Raw genomic sequence first — 15,691 nt, forward strand, 5'->3', positions numbered from 1 at the left:
CCGGCGCCCGACCTGTCAAGCATTTGTCCAGACTTTCTGACCTGATGGGCCCCCACCCGCCCGTCACCGCCGCGCCCCGGGGCGCGGCGGTGACGTCCCCTCCCCCGGCGGGCGTCAGAGCAGCGGGCGCTGACGCGCCTTGTGCACCTCGTACTCCGCGCGGGCGGTCTGCGTCGAGGCCAGGTGGGAGACCTCGGAGACGGGCACGTCCCACCAGCCCCCGCCGTCGGGGGCCTCGGAGTACAGGTCGGTCTCCACGTGCACCACCGTCGACTCCTCCGACGCCTTGGCGACCCGCAGCGCCGCCACCAGCTCGGCGCGGGTGGTCACCCGCAGCACCCGCACCCCCAGGCTCTCGGCGTTCGCGGCGAGGTCCACGGGCAGCTTGTCGCCGGCCAGGTGCCCCTGCTCGTCGCGGTACCGGTACTTCGTGCCGTAGCGCTGCGAGCCGCGCGACTCCGACAGCGCGCCGATCGAGGCGAAGCCGTGGTTCTGCAGCAGGACCACGATGACCTTCACCCGCTCCTGGACGGCGGTGACCAGCTCCGTCGGCATCATGAGGTACGAGCCGTCCCCCACCGTGATGAAGACGTCCCTGTCCGGGGCCGCCATGCGCACGCCGATGCCGCCGGGGATCTCGTAACCCATGCAGGAGTAGCCGTACTCGACGTGGTAACCCTTGCGGTCCCGGGTGCGCCACATGCAGTGCAGGTCCCCCGGGAGGGAGCCCGCGGCGCACACGACGACGTCGCGCGCCTCGGCGACCTCGTCGACGGCACCCAGGACCTCCGCCTGCGCGAGCACGCCGTCGCGCTCCCCCAGCCCCGAGTTGTAGTACCGGTCCACGACGGCGTCCCACTCGCGGTTCAGCCGGGCGGCGCGCTCGCGGTACGCGTCCGGAGTGGAGAAGCCCTCCAGCGCGGCGCCGAGCGCCTCCAGCGCCTCGCGGGCGTCCGCCAGCACCGGCAGACCGGCGTGCTTGACGGAGTCCAGCCCGGCCACGTTGATGTTGACGAAGCGCACGTCCGGGTTCTGGAACGCCGTGCGCGAGGCCGTGGTGAAGTCCGAGTAGCGGGTGCCGATGCCGATGACGAGGTCGGCCTCGGCAGCGATCTCGTTGGCCGCCGTGGTGCCGGTGGAACCGATCGCCCCCAGGCACAGCGGGTGGTCGTAGGGCAGCGTCCCCTTGCCCGCCTGGGACTGGCCGACGGGGATGCCGGTGGCCTCCACGAAGGCGCGCAGGGCGTCGTCGGCGCCGGAGTACGTCACACCGCCGCCGGCCACGACCATCGGCGCCTTCGCGGCGCGGACCAGCGCGGCCGCCTCCTCGACGAGCGCCTTCTCCGGTGCGGGGCGGACGATGCGCCAGGTGCGCTCGCGGAACAGCTCCACCGGCCAGTCGAACGCCTCGGCCTGCACGTCCTGCGGCAGGGAGATCGTGGCGGCACCCGTCTGCGCGGGGTCGGTCAGCACCCGCATCGCGCCCAGCAGCGCGGCGGGCAGCTGCTCGGGGCGCCACACGCGGTCGAAGAACCGCGACAGCGGCCGGAAGGCGTCGTTGACGGAGACGTCGTAGCCGTAGTCCTGCTCCAGCTCCTGCAGCACCGGCGAGGCCACTCGCGTGGCGAAGACGTCGCTGGGCAGGAGCAGCACGGGGATGCGGTTGATCGTGGCCAGCGCCGCGCCGGTGAGCATGTTCGACGAACCCGGCCCGATGGACGCCGTGACGGCCATCGTCTGCAGCCGGTCCTTCTGGCGCGCGTAGCCGACGGCGGTGTGGACCATCGCCTGCTCGTTGCGCCCGGTGATGTAGGGCACCTGCGCGGCGGGCTTCCAGCCGTCCCCGGCGTCGGCCTCCAGCTCGGCCTCCAGCAGTGCCTGCCCGACGCCGGCAACGTTGCCGTGGCCGAAGATGCCCAGCACACCGCCGAAGAACTGCTGGCGCTGCCCGTCGCGCTCGGTGAACTGGCAGCTGAGGAACCGCACGACCGCCTGGGCGACGGTCAGGCGGACGGTGCTCGCCGCGGTGGGGGTTTCTGCGCTCATGGCGATCGGCTCCGATCGGTCCGTGTCTTCGGGGGGTTCAGGCGCCGGCGGGCGCGGAGTAGAGCGGCAACCGCGGGTCGATCTCCTGGGCGTCCCACGTGCCGCGGACCCAGCCGTGGGCGGGGTCGTCGCAGATCTTCCAGGCCCGCTCGTCCTCGGGACCGGCCATGACGTTGAGGTAGTACATGTCGTGCGACGGCGCGGCGATGGACGGGCCGTGCCAGCCGTGCGGGATGAGCACGACGTCGCCGGAGCGCACCTCCTCCAGCACGTCGATCGGGCGCTCCGGATCGCCGTAGACGCGCTGGTAGCCGAGGCCCGCCCCCGTCCCGGGGGTGCCGGCGGGCGCCAGCGAGCGGAACTCGAAGTAGTAGACCTCCTCGAGCTCGCTCTCCACCTCGCTGGTGCGGTCGTGGCGGTGCGGCGGGTACGACGACCAGTTCGCCGCCGGGGTGAGCACCTCGCACGCGATGAGCTTGTCGGTCTCGAACGCCTGGGGGGTGGCGAAGTTGTTCACCTGACGGCTGCACCGCCCGGCTCCGCGCAGCTCCACGGCGACCCCGGAGGCGGGGCCGTAGCGGAACGGCAGGCGGCGGCGAGCTCGCGCACCGGGGAACGACAGCACCGCGCCGTCGCGGCTGCCGACGCGCACGGTGCTGTCCCGGCCGACGTACGCGAAGTCGCTGACGGCGTCGAACACGCTCGCGCGTCCCGCGAGGTCGAGGACCTCGCCGTCCACCTCGACGCGCACCGAGCCGGACAGGGGCAGGACGAGCACTTCCTCCTCCCCCGTGCCGAACTCGCGCTCGGCACCCGGCGCCAGGGTGAGCGTGCGCAGGCTGGAGAATCCCCAGCCGGCGGTCTCGGGGGTCACGACGAGGTCGAAGCCGTCGCGTGCGGCACTGCCGCTGGGCAGGTGGAGGGGGTTCTCCGCCACGTCCTGGGCCCTTCTTCCTTCTCGTTCGCGGGTCCGGCGCCGGTCAGTGCACGAGGGAGGCCGCGGTGCGCACGGCACCGGCCACGTCGTCGTCCGGCGGGTAGAGGAGCGTGCGGCCGACGGTCAGCCCGCGCACCGACGGCAGGGCGAGGGCCTTCCGCCACGTCGCGAACGTCTCCTCCGGGGAGGTGGTGGGGTCCCCGCCCAGCAGCACCGTGGGCAGCGTCGTGGCCTCCACGACGCGCTCCATGTCGTCCACGACGGGGACCTTCAGCCAGGTGTAGGCGGTGGTGCGGCCCAGGGCCTGAGCGACGTTCACCGATTTGATCACGCCGTCGGCGGTCAGGTCGTGCACGACCTTGCCGCCCTCGCGGCGCGACCAGAACGGCTCGATCATCGCGATGAGACGGCGCGCGGCCAGCTCGCTGATGGCGTCCGCGGAGGCGGTGAGGGTCGGCAGCGTTCCGGGGTCGTCCAGCGCGATGCGGGTGAGGAACTTGCCGCCGTCGAGGTTGGCGTCCGCGATCGCCTGCGCGTCGTAGCCGGTGAACCGGTCGTCCAGCTCGAAGGAGGCGCCCTGCAGGCCGCCGCGGTTCATCGAGCCGAGGACGACCTTGCCCTCCAGCGCGCCCATGAGGGTCAGGTCCTCGATGATGTCGGCACTGCCGAGCAGACCGTCCACGCCCGGGTCCGCCAGCGCCACCCGCAACCGGTCCAGCAGCTCGGTGCGGCTGGCCATCGCCATCGGGCGGGCGCCGACGCCGTTCGCGCCGCGCGCCGGGTGGTCGGCCGCGATGATCATCAGGCGGCCGTCAGCGGGCAGGAGCTGCTCGCGGCGGCGGCGGGCCCGCGAGCGCTCGGCGATGCGCTCCGGCTGGAACGCGCGGATGTCGGAGACCTCCGCGTAGTCACGGGCGAAGCCCGTCGCGGGGGCGGGGTTCTCAGGCACGGGCAGCGACCTCCTCGAGCAGGGCCTCGACCTCCGCGGTCGTCGGCATGGCGGTGGAGCACTCCCGTCGGGTGGCGACGATCGCCCCGGCGGCGTTCGCGAAGCGCAGCACCCGCTCGAGGTCCCAGCCGGCCAGCAGGCCGTGGCACAGGGCCCCGCCGAACCCGTCACCGGCACCAAGGCCGTTGGTGACGTCCACGGGGGTGGGGGGCACCTCGACGACCTCGTCGCGGGTCATGCCGAGCACGCCCTTGGGGCCCTGCTTGACGATCGCGACCTCCACGCCGGCGTCGAGCAGCGCCTCGGCGGCGCGGCGGGGCTCGGTCTCGCCGACGGCGATCTCGCACTCCTCCTTGTTGCCGACGGCGACCGTCACGTGCGGCAGGGCCCGGCGCACCTCGGCGGTGGCCTCGGCGGGGTCCTTCCAGAACATGGGCCGGTAGTCCAGGTCCAGGACGGTCAACGGCCGGCGGGCGCGGGCCCGCCAGGCGGCGTGGTGCGCCCCGCGGCTGGGCTCCTCGCTCAGGCCGGTGACCGTCGCCCAGAACACGCCTGCGCGGGAGATGGACTCCAGGTCCAGCTCCTCGGCACGGATCTGCAGGTCGGGGGCGGTGGGCAGGCGGTAGAACAGCAGCGGGAAGTTGTCCGGCGGGTAGATCTCGCAGAAGGCGAGAGGGGTGTTCAGCCCGTCCACGCCGGAGACGAAGGCGTCGGAGACGCCGAACTCGGCCAGCGCCTTGTGCACGAAGGTCCCGAAGGCGTCGTTGCCGGTGCGGGTGATGACGGCGGAGGAGCGGCCGTGGCGCGCAGCGGCGACCGCGACGTTCGTGGCGCTGCCGCCGAGGTACTTGCCGAAGGTCTCGACGTCCTCCAGGCCGACGTTGTCCTGCAGGGGGTAGAGGTCGACACCGACCCTGCCCATCGTCACCACGTCGAACGCGGCGGTGCTGCTCACGCGAGCCTCCCTCGAGTCGTCGTCGGGCCAGGTTCCGGCGGGACCGGAACACGCCCCGGGAGGGAGCGCTCCGGTGCGCCCTGGAGCGGTGCGTCCCTCCCGGGCACGTGCGTCGCCCGGGCCGCATCGGCGCGGTGACGGCACTCAGCCTGCTACCCCGCTCCGAACGCTGTCAAGCGTATGTCAGGACAAATCGACATGCTGACCTGGAAGGCACCCTCGGGCTAGCATTGCCCGACGGCCGGCATCGGCTGAGCAGCGACGCTGAGCACAGGAGCCCCGCGGTGGACGACCTCTTCGACGACCTCGACCGGTCCAGCCCGGTCCCCCTCTACTTCCAGGTCGCCCGGCAGATCGAGCAGGCGATCGAGGGCGGCAAGCTGCCCCCGGGTTCCCGGCTGGAGAACGAGATCCACCTGGCCGACCGCCTGGGCCTCTCGCGCCCCACGATGCGCCGGGCCATCCAGCAGCTCGTCGACAAGGGCCTGCTGGTGCGCAAGCGCGGCGTGGGCACCCAGGTGGTGCACGGGCAGGTCACCCGCCCCGTGGAGCTGACGAGCCTGCACGACGACCTCGCGGCCAACGGCCAGCGCCCCACCACGAGGGTCCTCCTCCACGAGGTCGTGCCCGCGACCGACGAGGTCGCCGCCTCGCTGACCGTGGCCGAGGGCAGCCCCGTGCTGCACCTGCGGCGCCTGCGGTTCTCCGCCGACGAACCGCTGGCGGTGCTGGAGAACTGGCTGCCCGAGCCGTTCACCGACCTCAGCGAGGCCAGCCTCGCCGAGCGCGGCATGTACCAGCTGCTGCGCTCGCGCGGCGTCGGCATGCGCGTGGCCCGCCAGCGCATCGGCGCCCGGCGCGCCACCGCCGAGGAGTGCTCCCTGCTCGACGAGAACCGCGGCAGCCCCCTGCTGACGATGGAGCGCACCACCCACGACGACTCCGGCCGGGCGGTCGAGTGGGGCCGGCACGTCTACCGCGCCAGCCGCTACGCCTTCGAGGTCACCCTCGTCGACCGCTGAAGGTCGCCACCCGCCCGCCCCGCCCAGCACCCCGGACGCCCTGGAGGACCACCGTGCGCCTCGGACTGATCGGCCTCGGCCGCATCGGCGCGTTCCACGCCGCCACCCTGACCGGCCTGGAGGCCGTCGACTCCCTCGTCGTCGCCGACGCGGTCCCCGCTGCGGCGCAGGCGGTCGCGCAGCGCCACCCCGGCCGCGTCGTCGCCGCGGCCGACGCGCGGGAGGTGCTCTCCGCCGGCGTCGACGGTGTCGTCGTCGCAGCGGCCACCGACGCGCACCCCGCGCTGCTCCTGGCCGCGCTCGACGCCGGGCTGCCGGTGTTCTGCGAGAAGCCCGTGGCCCGCGAGGCCGCCGACGCGGTGGAGGTGCTGCGGCGCGTCGAGGCGAGCGGCGTGCCCGTGCAGATCGGCTACAACCGCCGCTTCGACGTCGCCGTCGCCGCCGCCCGCGAGGCCGTCACCGCCGGGACGCTCGGGCGCGTGCACACGGTGCGCTCCACCACGATGGACCCGGCGCCGCCGCCGGCGGCGTACGTCGCCACCTCCGGCGGGATCTTCCGCGACTGCAGCGTCCACGACTTCGACGCCGTGCGGTTCGTCACCGGCCGGGAGGTCGTGGAGGTGTACGCCACCGGCAGCGCGAACGGCGACCCCGTGTTCGCCGCGAACGGCGACGTGGACACCTCCGCCGCCGTCCTCACCCTCGACGACGGCGCGCTCGCCCTGGTGTCGAACACCCGCTACAACGCGCGCGGCTACGACGTGCGCCTGGAGCTGCACGGCACCGCTGACAGCGTGGCCGTCGGCCTGGAGGACCACCTGCCGCTGCGCTCGCTGGAGCCCGGGACCGCGTTCCCCGCCGGCCCGCCGCACGCGTTCTTCATGGACCGCTTCGCCGACGCCTACCGGGCCGAGCTGCGCGCGTTCACCGAGGTCGTCGCCGGCACACGGCCCTCGCCGTGCACCGTGGCCGACGCCGTGGAGGCCGGCTGGATCGCCGAGGCGTGCACGCTCTCGCTGCGCGAGCACCGCCCCGTGCGCGTGGCGGAGGTGCGGTCGAGCCCCCTGGTGGCCTGACGCCCGCGGGCACGCGCTCAGGCGCGGAAGCGGTCCACGTGCCGGCGCAGGTCGGCGGCGAGGGCGGACAGCTGCGTCGCGGCGTCCTGCGTGGCGCGGGCCGCCTCGGCCGTGCTGGTCGCGACGTGCGCGACCTCGGCGACGCCGCGCACGATCTCCGCGCCGCCCCGGGCGGCCTCGGAGCTGGCACGGGTCATCTCCACGGTCGTGGCGCCCTGCTCCTCGACCGCGCTGGCGATGGACGTGGAGAAGTCGCTGACCTGGCTGATGACCTCCTGGATGCGGTCGACGGTCTCCGCCGCCCCCTCGGTGCCGGACTGGATCGCACCGATGCGCCCGGTGATGTCCTCGGTGGCGCGGGCGGTCTGCTGCGCCAGCTCCTTGACCTCCCCGGCGACCACCGCGAAGCCCTTGCCCATCTCCCCGGCCCGGGCGGCCTCGATCGTGGCGTTCAGCGCCAGCAGGTTCGTCTGCTCGGCGATCGAGGTGATCATCTTGACGACGCCGCCGACGGCGGCGCTGGCCTCGCCGAGCCGGGCGATCCGCGCGTTGGCGTCGGCCGCGGCCGCGACGGCTTCAGCAGCGACCCCGGCGGATCGTGCGGCGTTCGTGGCGATCTCGCCGATGGACGCCGACATCTCCTCCGCACCGGTGGCCAGGGCCTGGATGCCGCCGTTGACCTGCTCCGTGGTCGAGGAGACGCTGGACGCCTGCGCCGACGTGCGGGCGGCCCCGTCCTGCAGGGTCGCCGCCACGGAGGAGAGGTCCGCCGACGCCTGCGTGAGCGAGGTGGTCGAGCTGGAGATCGCCCGGATGGTGTCGCCGACCTTGGCGACGAACCGGTTGAACGCGGCCCCGAGCTGCCCGGCCTCGTCGTCGCGGTCCTCGTCGATGCGCTGGGTCAGGTCCCCGTCGCCGTCGGCGATCTCGGCCATGCGGTCCCGCAGGACCTCGATGGGGCGGACGACGCTGCGCGCCACCACGAAGGCCGCGAGCGCCGCCACCAGCAGCGCGGCGAGGGCCAGGACGACGGTGAGGTCGCGCAGGGCGTCGGCCTCGGCCAGCACGGTCGCCGCGGGGATCACGACGAGCAGCACCCAGGTGTCGGTGGAGCCGACCACCACGGGCGCGGCGACCTCGACGACGTCGCGACCGTCGACGGTGGCGGTGCGGCTGACCACCTCGCCGGCGGCGACGCTCTCGCGCACCAGCTCCACCTCCGAGGCGGGCAGCGTGCTGCCGGGCTCGGCGCCCGCGCCGCTGCCGACGACGGCGCCGGCGCTGCTGACCAGCGTGGCCCGGCCGGTGCCGTAGGGGGTGAGGGCGGCGACCTGCTCCTGCAGCGCGGCCAGCGGCAGGTCCACGCCGGCGACACCGACCACCTCGCCGTCCACGCGGATCGGCACGGTCACCGACGTCATGAGGACGGCCTGACCGCCGATCTCGTACTCGTACGGCTCGAGGACCTTCTCCTGGCCGCTGCGGAAGGCGATCTGGTAGTAGTCGCCCGCTCCGCTCGTGTCGTAGTCGACCAGCGGCGTCACGGAGACCGCCGAACCGTCGCGGTACCAGTACGGCACGTAGCGGCCGGTGGCGTCGTGCCCGGGTGCGCCGGCGTGGGCGGCGTCCTGACCGTCGAACGCGTTCGGCTCCCACCCCGACCACACCCCGAGGAAGTCGGGGTTGGCCTCGACGATCTTCTCCTGGACCGCGTCCGCCTGGGCCCGGCTCGCACCCGTGGCGCGCATCGCGACGAGGGTCCGCTCCAGCGAGCGGGCGACCCCCACGGCCGTCGTGATCGACGTCTGCGCCGTCGCCGCGCTGTTGCCGGACATCTCCTCGGAGTAGCGCAGTGCGCTGTCGCCGGCCATGGACCGGGTGCGGTTGTCGATCAGCGCGACGACGACGCTCAGCGACACGGCCAGCACGAGCACGACGCTGAGCACGACGCGCAGCTTGAGGGTGACGCGGGGCAGGTGCACGGGCGGCTCCGTCCGGACGAGGCGCAGGGAGTTCCTGGCCTTCTTCCTGTCGGCCACCCGGGTCCTGCGCTTGAGCCGCCCGCGGCCGGCGCGGCGCAGGTCCGCGCGGGACGGGAGGGCCGCGGGGGACGAGCCCGAGGTGCTCCCGGGGTCCTCTCGGCCCCGCTCCCCCGTGGGGCCGCCCCGGCGTGGAGGCACGACGTGCAGGCGGAACTGCCTCGTGCCCTGGCGGACGACCGCGCGTGGGGCGCGCTGGACGAGTTCGCCGCGCGCGACCCGGCGGAACCGGCCGCACAGGCGGATCGCCGCCGCTCGGCCGCGCGCTGAGCCCGGCGCGTCAGCTGTGCGCGCCCGCCGGGCCGGCGGCGTGCTGCACGTCCTGACCGGCCTCGCCGTCCTTCCCGCTCCTGGCAGGCCGCGGCAGCTTGACCGCGAGGATCGGCACGTCGGCCTCCATGAGGAGTTCCTGCGACAGGCTCCCGAGGACCGCCTTGCCGACCGGTGAACGGCGGCGCACCCCGATGACGAGGCGCTCGACGCTCCCAGCGCGCTCGGCCAGGGCGTCCAGGACGGCTTCGGCGGTGCCGCGCCGCGCACGCCGGTCGACGACCTCCAGGCGCAACCCCTCGGGCGCCTCGGAGACGTCGAGCGCACTCAGACGGAGGTTGACCACGACCAGGTCGGTGCCGAGGCGCTGCGCCTCGGCGTACGCCGCCTCCAGGGCGTTCTGCCCCTCGGCGGAGTCGGTGACGGCGACCACGACAGACATCTGCTGACTCCTCGTCCTCAGGCGTACTCGCGACGGAACCAGCTCTCCAGCTCCTCCAGGGACCGGCCACGCGTCTCCGGCACCATCTTCCAGGAGAAGAGGATCGCCACCGCTCCCAGCGCCGCGAACACGAAGAACGTGTTGGAGATGCCGACCCCGGTCTCGGGGTCGACGAGCTGCGGGAAGAAGTACGCCACGAGGAAGTTCGTGACCCAGAGGATGAACACGCTGATGCCCAGGCCGATGCCGCGCAGCTTCAGCGGGAAGATCTCCGCGAGCATCAGCCACACCAGGGGGCCGATGGTTCCCTGCATGACGAACACGAAGGCAACGACGAGCACGAGGATCGTGTAGCTGCGCAGCGTGCCCTCGGGCAGCACGTTCGCCATGACCCCGACGAGCAGGTGCATCGTCGTGGTGCCGACGAATCCCGCGAGGAGCATGGTCCGCCGGTCGATCCTGTTGATGAGGGCGAGGCCGGTGAGGATGCCGGCCATGCTGAAGACGCCGTTGAAGATGTTGGCGATCAGGGCACCGCTCTGGGAGAAACCGGCCTCCTGCAGCAGCTGGGTGCCGTAGTACATGATCGAGTTGATGCCGGTCAGCTGCTGGAAGACCGCCAGGCCGGCGCCGATGACGACGAGGCGCCGCACCCAGCGGGTGCCCAGGTCGGAGAAACCGCCGATGTGCGACTGCTGCTCCTCCTCCGCCAGCGCGTGCACCTCCGCGAGCTCCGCGCCGGCGCGCTCGGACGAGCGCACCTGCTTCAGCACGGCGAGGGCCTCCTCGTCACGCCCCTGGGAGACCAGCCAGCGCGGGCTCTCCGGCATGCGGAGCATGCCGAAGAACAGGGCGATCGCCGGCAGGGCGGCGATGGCGAGCATGTAGCGCCAGACGTGCTCCTCGGAGCCCCACACGGTGCCGATGACGGCGTTGACGGCGAAGGCCGCGGTCTGGCCGGCGACGATCATCACCTCGTTGCGGGTGACGAGGCCACCGCGGCGTTCCGCGGGCGAGATCTCCGCGAGGTAGACGGGGACGGTCACGGACGCACCGCCCACCGCGGTACCCAGGAGGAAACGCGCGGGGACGAGCACCTCCAGGCTCGGGGCGAGGACGCAGGCCGTCGTGCCGACGAAGAACAGCACGGCGAGCAGGATGATGTTCTTGCGCCGGCCCTGGCGGTCGGACAGGCGCCCGCCGAGCGCCGCACCGATCGCGGCACCGAAGAGCAGGGAACTGGTGACCAGGCCCTCCTGCTGCGCCGTCATCCCGAAGTACTCGATCATCGGCTCGAGCGCGCCGTTGATGACGCCGGTGTCGTAGCCGAAGAGCAGACCGCCGAAGGTCGCGACGACGGCGACGAGGCCGAGGCGACGGGAGTGCGGGCCGCGGGTGTCCGGCGGCAGCGCCGGCAACCCGGTGGTGGTCGTTCCGTGCGTCGGTGAGGCCATGGGGAACCCTTCGTGCGTGCTGCGTCGCAGCGTCGATCGGGTGCGGGGCGGTCGGGGCGGCGACGACCGTGCTGCCGCTCCTCCTCGTTCCCCGTCGAACATCGCCCGCGCCTGGCGGCCCGGCCCGACGACCGTAAGGAGGGCCGATTTGTATGTCAAGACAAGAAGACGTTCAGGACGTGCTCGCTGCGGCCCGCCCCGACCGGTGTCCCCGGGGTGAAGGCTGCGGGAACTCCTGCGGCGCCCCCTGGGAAGGCCTCCCGCGCGTCCCTAGCGTGCTGGGGTGATCACCCCCCTCCACGGCCCGCGCCACCGGGCCGCCCCCGCTCTCGCGGGCCTGGCGCTCGCACCCGCGCTGCTCGCCGGCCCGGCGGCGGCACCCGCCGACGCCCGACCGCACCCCCCGGCGCCGCCCACCGCGACCTCGGCGCTCTCCACCGAGCAGCTCGCGCCCGGTGTCACGCACACGGCGCTGGAGCTCGGCGACGCGGACGTGCGACTGCCTTGGACGGTGCAGCTGACGCTGCCGTCGCCGGGCCCGGCCGCGGCCCCCTCGCCCGTGGTGCCGGCCGGGCTCGCCGAGGACGCCGCGGCACGGCTGCGGGGAGCGGGCCTCGAGGCCCGCGCCGAAGCGGTCGTCTCACCGCGGCTCGCCGACGCCGGGGGCTACCTCGGCCACCGCGTGCGGGTCGGGTCGTTCGGGACGCAGGAGGCCGCGGAGCAGGCGCTCGCGCAGGTGCGGGCGACCGGTGCCACCGCCGGCACCTGGTACACGGGGTGGGACGGGCCGCGGCCCGGTGAGGAGCGCGGCGACGCGCCGCTGCGGGTGCACGTCCTGACCGTCGACCCGCGCACCTTCCGCGGCGAGGTGGACGCCGTGTTCGGCCCTGACCTGGAGCGCACCGAGACGACCTCCGAACTGGCGCGCGGAGCCGTGGCCGCGGTCAACGGCGGGTTCTTCGTGTTCGGGGACGAGCACGGCGCACCCGGGGACCCCGCCGGCGCCGGCGCCTACGACGGCCGCGTCCTCAGCGAGACGGTCGGCCGGCGCCCCGCCCTCGTCGTCGACGGCCGCACCGGCCGCGCCCGGGTGGAGCGCCTCACCTGGGAGGGCCGCGCCGAGAGCCGCGGACGCTCGATCGCCCTGGACGGGATCGGCCGGGTCCCCGGCCTCGTGCGCAACTGCGGCGGCACCGGTGACACCCCCACCGACGCCCCCCGCCACGACGCCACCTGCACCGACGACGCCGAGATCGTCGCGTTCACGCCGGAGTTCGGCACCACCACCCCGGCCGGCGACGGCGTCGAGGTCGTGCTGGACCGGCGGGGCCGGGTCACCGACGTCCGCTCCCCGCGCGGCACCGCGCTGAGCCGGGGACAGGTCTCCCTGCAGGCCACCGGGGCGGCCGCGGAGGAGCTGCGCGGGTTCGCGGCCACCGCCGGGCACGTGCGGCTGGTGAACCGCTACCGCGACGAGCGCGGCTGCGTCCTGCCGGTGACGCCGCACACCCAGGTGGTGAACGGTGGCCCCCAGCTGGTGCGGGACGGGGAGGCCGCGGTGACCGCCGCGCGCGACGGGATGGTGCGGGCGGACGACCCCGGCTTCTTCCACGGCTGGGTCCACCAGCGCAACCCGCGGACCTTCGCCGGCGTCGACGGGCAGGGGCGCCTCGTCCTGGTCACCGCCGACGGCCGGCAGACCGGGTCGGTGGGCCTGAGCATCGCCGAGGCCGCCGACCTGGCCCTGCGGCTGGGCCTGCGCGACGCCGTCAACCTCGACGGCGGTGGTTCCACGACCGCGGTGGTGCGCGGGCAGGTGGTGAACTCCCCGTCCGGCGGGCGGGAACGGGCCGTGGGCGACGCCCTCGTCGTGCGGGCGGGCTGAACCGGCCCGGACCCGGCCGCGTGCGGGCCGTCCCGTCCCGGCCGTCGGGCCGGGACGGGACGGCGAGCGCTCAGGAGCGGGCGTAGAGGCCGATGGCGTCCCAGGCGACCCAGCCGCCGGTCGCCATCCGGAACCGGATCGTGTTCTCCCCTGCCCGCAGGGTGCTCGCGGGCACCGCGAACTCGTGGAAGGAGCGGACCAGGGTGGAGCCGGGCACCGTGGCGTCACCGTCGCGGGAACCGCGGGTGGCACCCGGCACGACGTCGACGTCCTGGACGCGGGTGCCGTTGACGTCCACCTCCAGGCGCCCGCCCAGGCGGGTGGTGTCGATCAGCCACAGCGCCAGGTCGTGGTCCTGCGACGGGGCCTCGTCCAGGGCGAGGTGCCACAGGGCCGTGTAGGCCTTCCCGCCGGCCCAGGCGTCGCCGGGGCCGGGCAGCAGGTACGGCCACGAGCCGGCCGGGGTGTCACGGCCCTGGACGTGCTCGACGAGGGCGTCGGGGTACGTCGTGGGGATCTGCGCGTAGCCGGCCGGGGCGAAGCGGAACTCCAGGCTCTTGCCGTCGAAGTCCCCGATCCGGGCGACCTCGCGCCCGGTGGCGGTCACCGAGGGCAGGGAGGCGGCCGCGAGCGCGTCGCTGGGCCTGCTCACCGCCCCGGCGTCGGAGACGGCGGAGACCACGTAGGTCCACTGCTCGCCGGCCGGGTCCTGCCCGTCGTGCACGAAGCGGGGGTAGACGGTCTTGCCGAGCAGGTCCGCCTCGGACGGGCGCCACCGCCGGTGTTCCCCGCGGGTGGCGTAGACGCGGTAGTGGTCGATCAGCGGTTCCCAGCCGACCGGCTGCCAGGTCAGGACGGTGCGGGCGAGGGCGCTCTCGGCGGCCAGCTCGGTGACGGTGCGGGGGCGTGCGGTCATCGTGGTCTCCTTCAGGCCTGGATCAGACGGGGGTCACCGGCCGGGGTGGTGAACTGCGCGCTCAGCTGCTTCGGGGCGGTGTCGTCGGCCTCGATCCACGGGACGAACCAGAAGCTGGCGACCATCTCCTGCGGCGTGAGGTGGACGTGGAGGTAACCGCGGCGGCCGTCGTAGTGGCGGACGTGGTCGTGGCGGACCCAGTCCGGCGTGTAGGAGTCGGTCTGCGCGCCGTCGCCGTCGGAGGCGACGGACGTGCACACCAGTTCCACGCCCACGTTGGGGCCGTCCGGGTCGGAGAAGTCCGCCTTCAGCTCCGCGGCGACGTGCTTGTGGATGTCGCCGGTCAGCACCACCGGGTTGCGGGAGGCGGCCATGGCGTCCAGCAACCGCTGCCGGGCTGCCGGGTAGCCGTCCCACATGTCGGTGCGGTCCTCGCTGATCGCGGTCACCACCACCCCGCTGGCCAGCAGGTTCCAGGTCGCCGGGGTGCGGGTCAGCCGCTCCTGGACCCACGCCTCCTGGGCGGCGCCGAGCATGGTGCGCGACTCGGCGTACTGCTCCTCGGGGCCGGAGGGCACCGGGTCGCGGAACTGCCGGGTGTCCAGCAGCGAGAACCGCGCCAGGGAACCGACGTCGAAACCGGTGGTGATGTCCGACTCCGGTCCGGTGGGCAGCGAGTCCACGTCCAGCGGCATGTTCTCGTAGAACGCCCGGTAGGCGACCGCGATCCGGTGGGCGAACAGCTCGTCCGGGATCCCGTAGGCCGAGGAGTCGGCCACGTAGTTGTTCTGGACCTCGTGGTCGTCCCAGATCGCGACGGCGGGGACGCGGGCGTGGACGGCCTGCAGGTGCGGGTCGCTCTTGAACAGCGCGTACCGCAGGCGGTACTGCTCCAGCGTCTCGATCTCCACGGCGTGGGCGGCGCTCACCTCGGCGCCACGTCGCCACAGGTTGTTCTCGGTGATGCCGTACTCGTAGACGTAGTCGCCCACGAAGAGCACCAGGTCCAGGTCCTCCTCGGCCGCCAGGTGCTTGTGGGCCGTGAAGTGGCCGTGGTACCACGCCTGGCAGGAGACCACCCCGACGCTGAAGGCCTCGACGGCCGCACCCGGCGCGGGCAGGGTGCGGAACCGCCCGACCGGGCTGGCCTGCGGGCCCACCAGGAAGCGGTAGAAGTAGTCGGTCGAGGCGTCGAGCCCCTCCACCCGCGGGTGCACCGCGTGGGCCAGTTCGGGCTGGGCGAGCGCGCGCCCGGTGCGCACCACGTGCTCGAAGCCCTCGTCGAGGGCGACCTGCCAGCGGACGCTCACCGGTCGCAGCGGCATCCCGCCGTGACCGTCCTCGGCCAGCGGTTCCGGGGCCAGCCGGGTCCACAGGACCACGCCGTCCGGGCGGGGGGCGCCGCTGGCGACCCCCAGGCCGAACAGGCCCTCACGCAGCGGGGGCGGTGCCGCGACCGCGGCGTCCGGGGCGTCGATGCCCAGCGCGAGGACGGTGGCGCCGGCACCGCTGAGGCCCAGCAGGTGGCGGCGGCTGAGCGCCGGGCGGGCAGGAGCTTCTCGGGACACGGGAAACCTCTCGGTTCGGGGGTTTCCCGTGACGCTAGGGAGGCGACGTGAACGCACGCCGACCTCGGGATGACTCGCTCGGGATCAGCGGGGTTCCGCTCCGGGACCGCCGCACGCCCCGCGGCGTGCGGC

Annotated in this window: 13 protein-coding genes; 4 read left to right on the plus strand and 9 right to left on the minus strand. The window is 74.1% G+C overall.

Going from position 1 to position 15,691, the window contains the following annotated elements; all coding sequences use genetic code 11:
* Window positions 1-114: 114 nt before the first annotated feature.
* From iolD to iolC, 4 genes are read right to left on the minus strand one after another with little or no spacing between them, the layout of a single operon-like run.
* Complete coding sequence (gene iolD, locus ACRYR8_RS18685; RefSeq protein WP_432484974.1) at window positions 115-2,046, minus strand: 3D-(3,5/4)-trihydroxycyclohexane-1,2-dione acylhydrolase (decyclizing); 1,932 nt, start codon at window positions 2,044-2,046, stop codon at window positions 115-117.
* A 37-nt stretch (window positions 2,047-2,083) separates the two neighbouring features.
* Window positions 2,084-2,983, minus strand: coding sequence for a 5-deoxy-glucuronate isomerase (gene iolB / locus ACRYR8_RS18690; RefSeq protein ID WP_432484975.1), 900 nt, complete (start codon window positions 2,981-2,983; stop codon window positions 2,084-2,086).
* 43 nt (window positions 2,984-3,026) lie between these two features.
* The gene (locus tag ACRYR8_RS18695) at window positions 3,027-3,932 is read right to left on the minus strand and encodes a Cgl0159 family (beta/alpha)8-fold protein (protein ID WP_432484976.1); all 906 of its coding nucleotides are present in this window, start codon (window positions 3,930-3,932) and stop codon (window positions 3,027-3,029) included.
* Window positions 3,925-4,854: a 5-dehydro-2-deoxygluconokinase gene (gene iolC / locus ACRYR8_RS18700; RefSeq protein WP_432485048.1), complete on the minus strand. Its 930-nt coding sequence runs from the start codon at window positions 4,852-4,854 to the stop codon at window positions 3,925-3,927. Before iolC ends, ACRYR8_RS18695 begins: the two co-directional genes overlap by 8 nt.
* Before the next feature lie 317 nt (window positions 4,855-5,171).
* Here iolC and ACRYR8_RS18705 point away from each other — a divergent pair, with 317 nt between their 5' ends.
* Complete coding sequence (locus ACRYR8_RS18705) at window positions 5,172-5,909, plus strand: GntR family transcriptional regulator (protein ID WP_432484977.1); 738 nt, start codon at window positions 5,172-5,174, stop codon at window positions 5,907-5,909.
* Window positions 5,910-5,962: 53 nt separating this feature from the next.
* The gene (locus tag ACRYR8_RS18710) at window positions 5,963-6,985 is read left to right on the plus strand and encodes a Gfo/Idh/MocA family protein (protein ID WP_432484978.1); all 1,023 of its coding nucleotides are present in this window, start codon (window positions 5,963-5,965) and stop codon (window positions 6,983-6,985) included.
* 17 nt (window positions 6,986-7,002) lie between these two features.
* Here ACRYR8_RS18710 and ACRYR8_RS18715 read toward each other — a convergent pair whose 3' ends face one another.
* Window positions 7,003-9,024 carry a methyl-accepting chemotaxis protein gene (locus ACRYR8_RS18715; protein ID WP_432484979.1) on the minus strand — a complete coding sequence of 674 codons (2,022 nt, stop codon included), beginning with the start codon at window positions 9,022-9,024 and terminating at the stop codon, window positions 7,003-7,005.
* A gap of 144 nt (window positions 9,025-9,168) precedes the next feature.
* Here ACRYR8_RS18715 and ACRYR8_RS18720 point away from each other — a divergent pair, with 144 nt between their 5' ends.
* Window positions 9,169-9,294 (plus strand): hypothetical protein, encoded by a 126-nt coding sequence (locus ACRYR8_RS18720; RefSeq protein WP_432484980.1) that lies wholly within the window; start codon window positions 9,169-9,171, stop codon window positions 9,292-9,294.
* A gap of 10 nt (window positions 9,295-9,304) precedes the next feature.
* Here the strand turns inward: ACRYR8_RS18720 and ACRYR8_RS18725 are convergent, their stop codons facing one another.
* Complete coding sequence (locus ACRYR8_RS18725; RefSeq protein ID WP_432484981.1) at window positions 9,305-9,736, minus strand: universal stress protein; 432 nt, start codon at window positions 9,734-9,736, stop codon at window positions 9,305-9,307.
* 17 nt (window positions 9,737-9,753) lie between these two features.
* Window positions 9,754-11,190 (minus strand): sugar porter family MFS transporter, encoded by a 1,437-nt coding sequence (locus ACRYR8_RS18730; protein WP_432484982.1) that lies wholly within the window; start codon window positions 11,188-11,190, stop codon window positions 9,754-9,756.
* Between the two features lie 283 nt (window positions 11,191-11,473).
* On the opposite strand from ACRYR8_RS18730, the gene ACRYR8_RS18735 reads away from it, so the two are divergent.
* Window positions 11,474-13,075 carry a phosphodiester glycosidase family protein gene (locus tag ACRYR8_RS18735; RefSeq protein WP_432484983.1) on the plus strand — a complete coding sequence of 534 codons (1,602 nt, stop codon included), beginning with the start codon at window positions 11,474-11,476 and terminating at the stop codon, window positions 13,073-13,075.
* Window positions 13,076-13,145: 70 nt separating this feature from the next.
* Here ACRYR8_RS18735 and ACRYR8_RS18740 read toward each other — a convergent pair whose 3' ends face one another.
* Window positions 13,146-13,991 carry a polysaccharide lyase family protein gene (locus ACRYR8_RS18740; RefSeq protein ID WP_432484984.1) on the minus strand — a complete coding sequence of 282 codons (846 nt, stop codon included), beginning with the start codon at window positions 13,989-13,991 and terminating at the stop codon, window positions 13,146-13,148.
* A gap of 11 nt (window positions 13,992-14,002) precedes the next feature.
* Window positions 14,003-15,559 (minus strand): alkaline phosphatase D family protein, encoded by a 1,557-nt coding sequence (locus tag ACRYR8_RS18745; protein ID WP_432484986.1) that lies wholly within the window; start codon window positions 15,557-15,559, stop codon window positions 14,003-14,005.
* Window positions 15,560-15,691 lie beyond the last annotated feature (132 nt).

Origin of the sequence: Kineococcus esterisolvens (genome assembly GCF_050871405.1) — a bacterium.
Lineage (GTDB): Bacteria > Actinomycetota > Actinomycetes > Actinomycetales > Kineococcaceae > Kineococcus.

Bases quoted from the DNA above. Each gene is read 5' to 3' on its own strand.
- iolD (WP_432484974.1), bottom strand. From the start codon at position 2,046: ATGAGCGCAGAAACCCCCACCGCGGCGAGCACCGTCCGCCTGACCGTC.
- iolC (WP_432485048.1), bottom strand. From the start codon at position 4,854: ATGGGCAGGGTCGGTGTCGACCTCTACCCCCTGCAGGACAACGTCGGC.
- ACRYR8_RS18725 (WP_432484981.1), bottom strand. From the start codon at position 9,736: ATGTCTGTCGTGGTCGCCGTCACCGACTCCGCCGAGGGGCAGAACGCC.
- ACRYR8_RS18730 (WP_432484982.1), bottom strand. From the start codon at position 11,190: ATGGCCTCACCGACGCACGGAACGACCACCACCGGGTTGCCGGCGCTG.
- ACRYR8_RS18740 (WP_432484984.1), bottom strand. From the start codon at position 13,991: ATGACCGCACGCCCCCGCACCGTCACCGAGCTGGCCGCCGAGAGCGCC.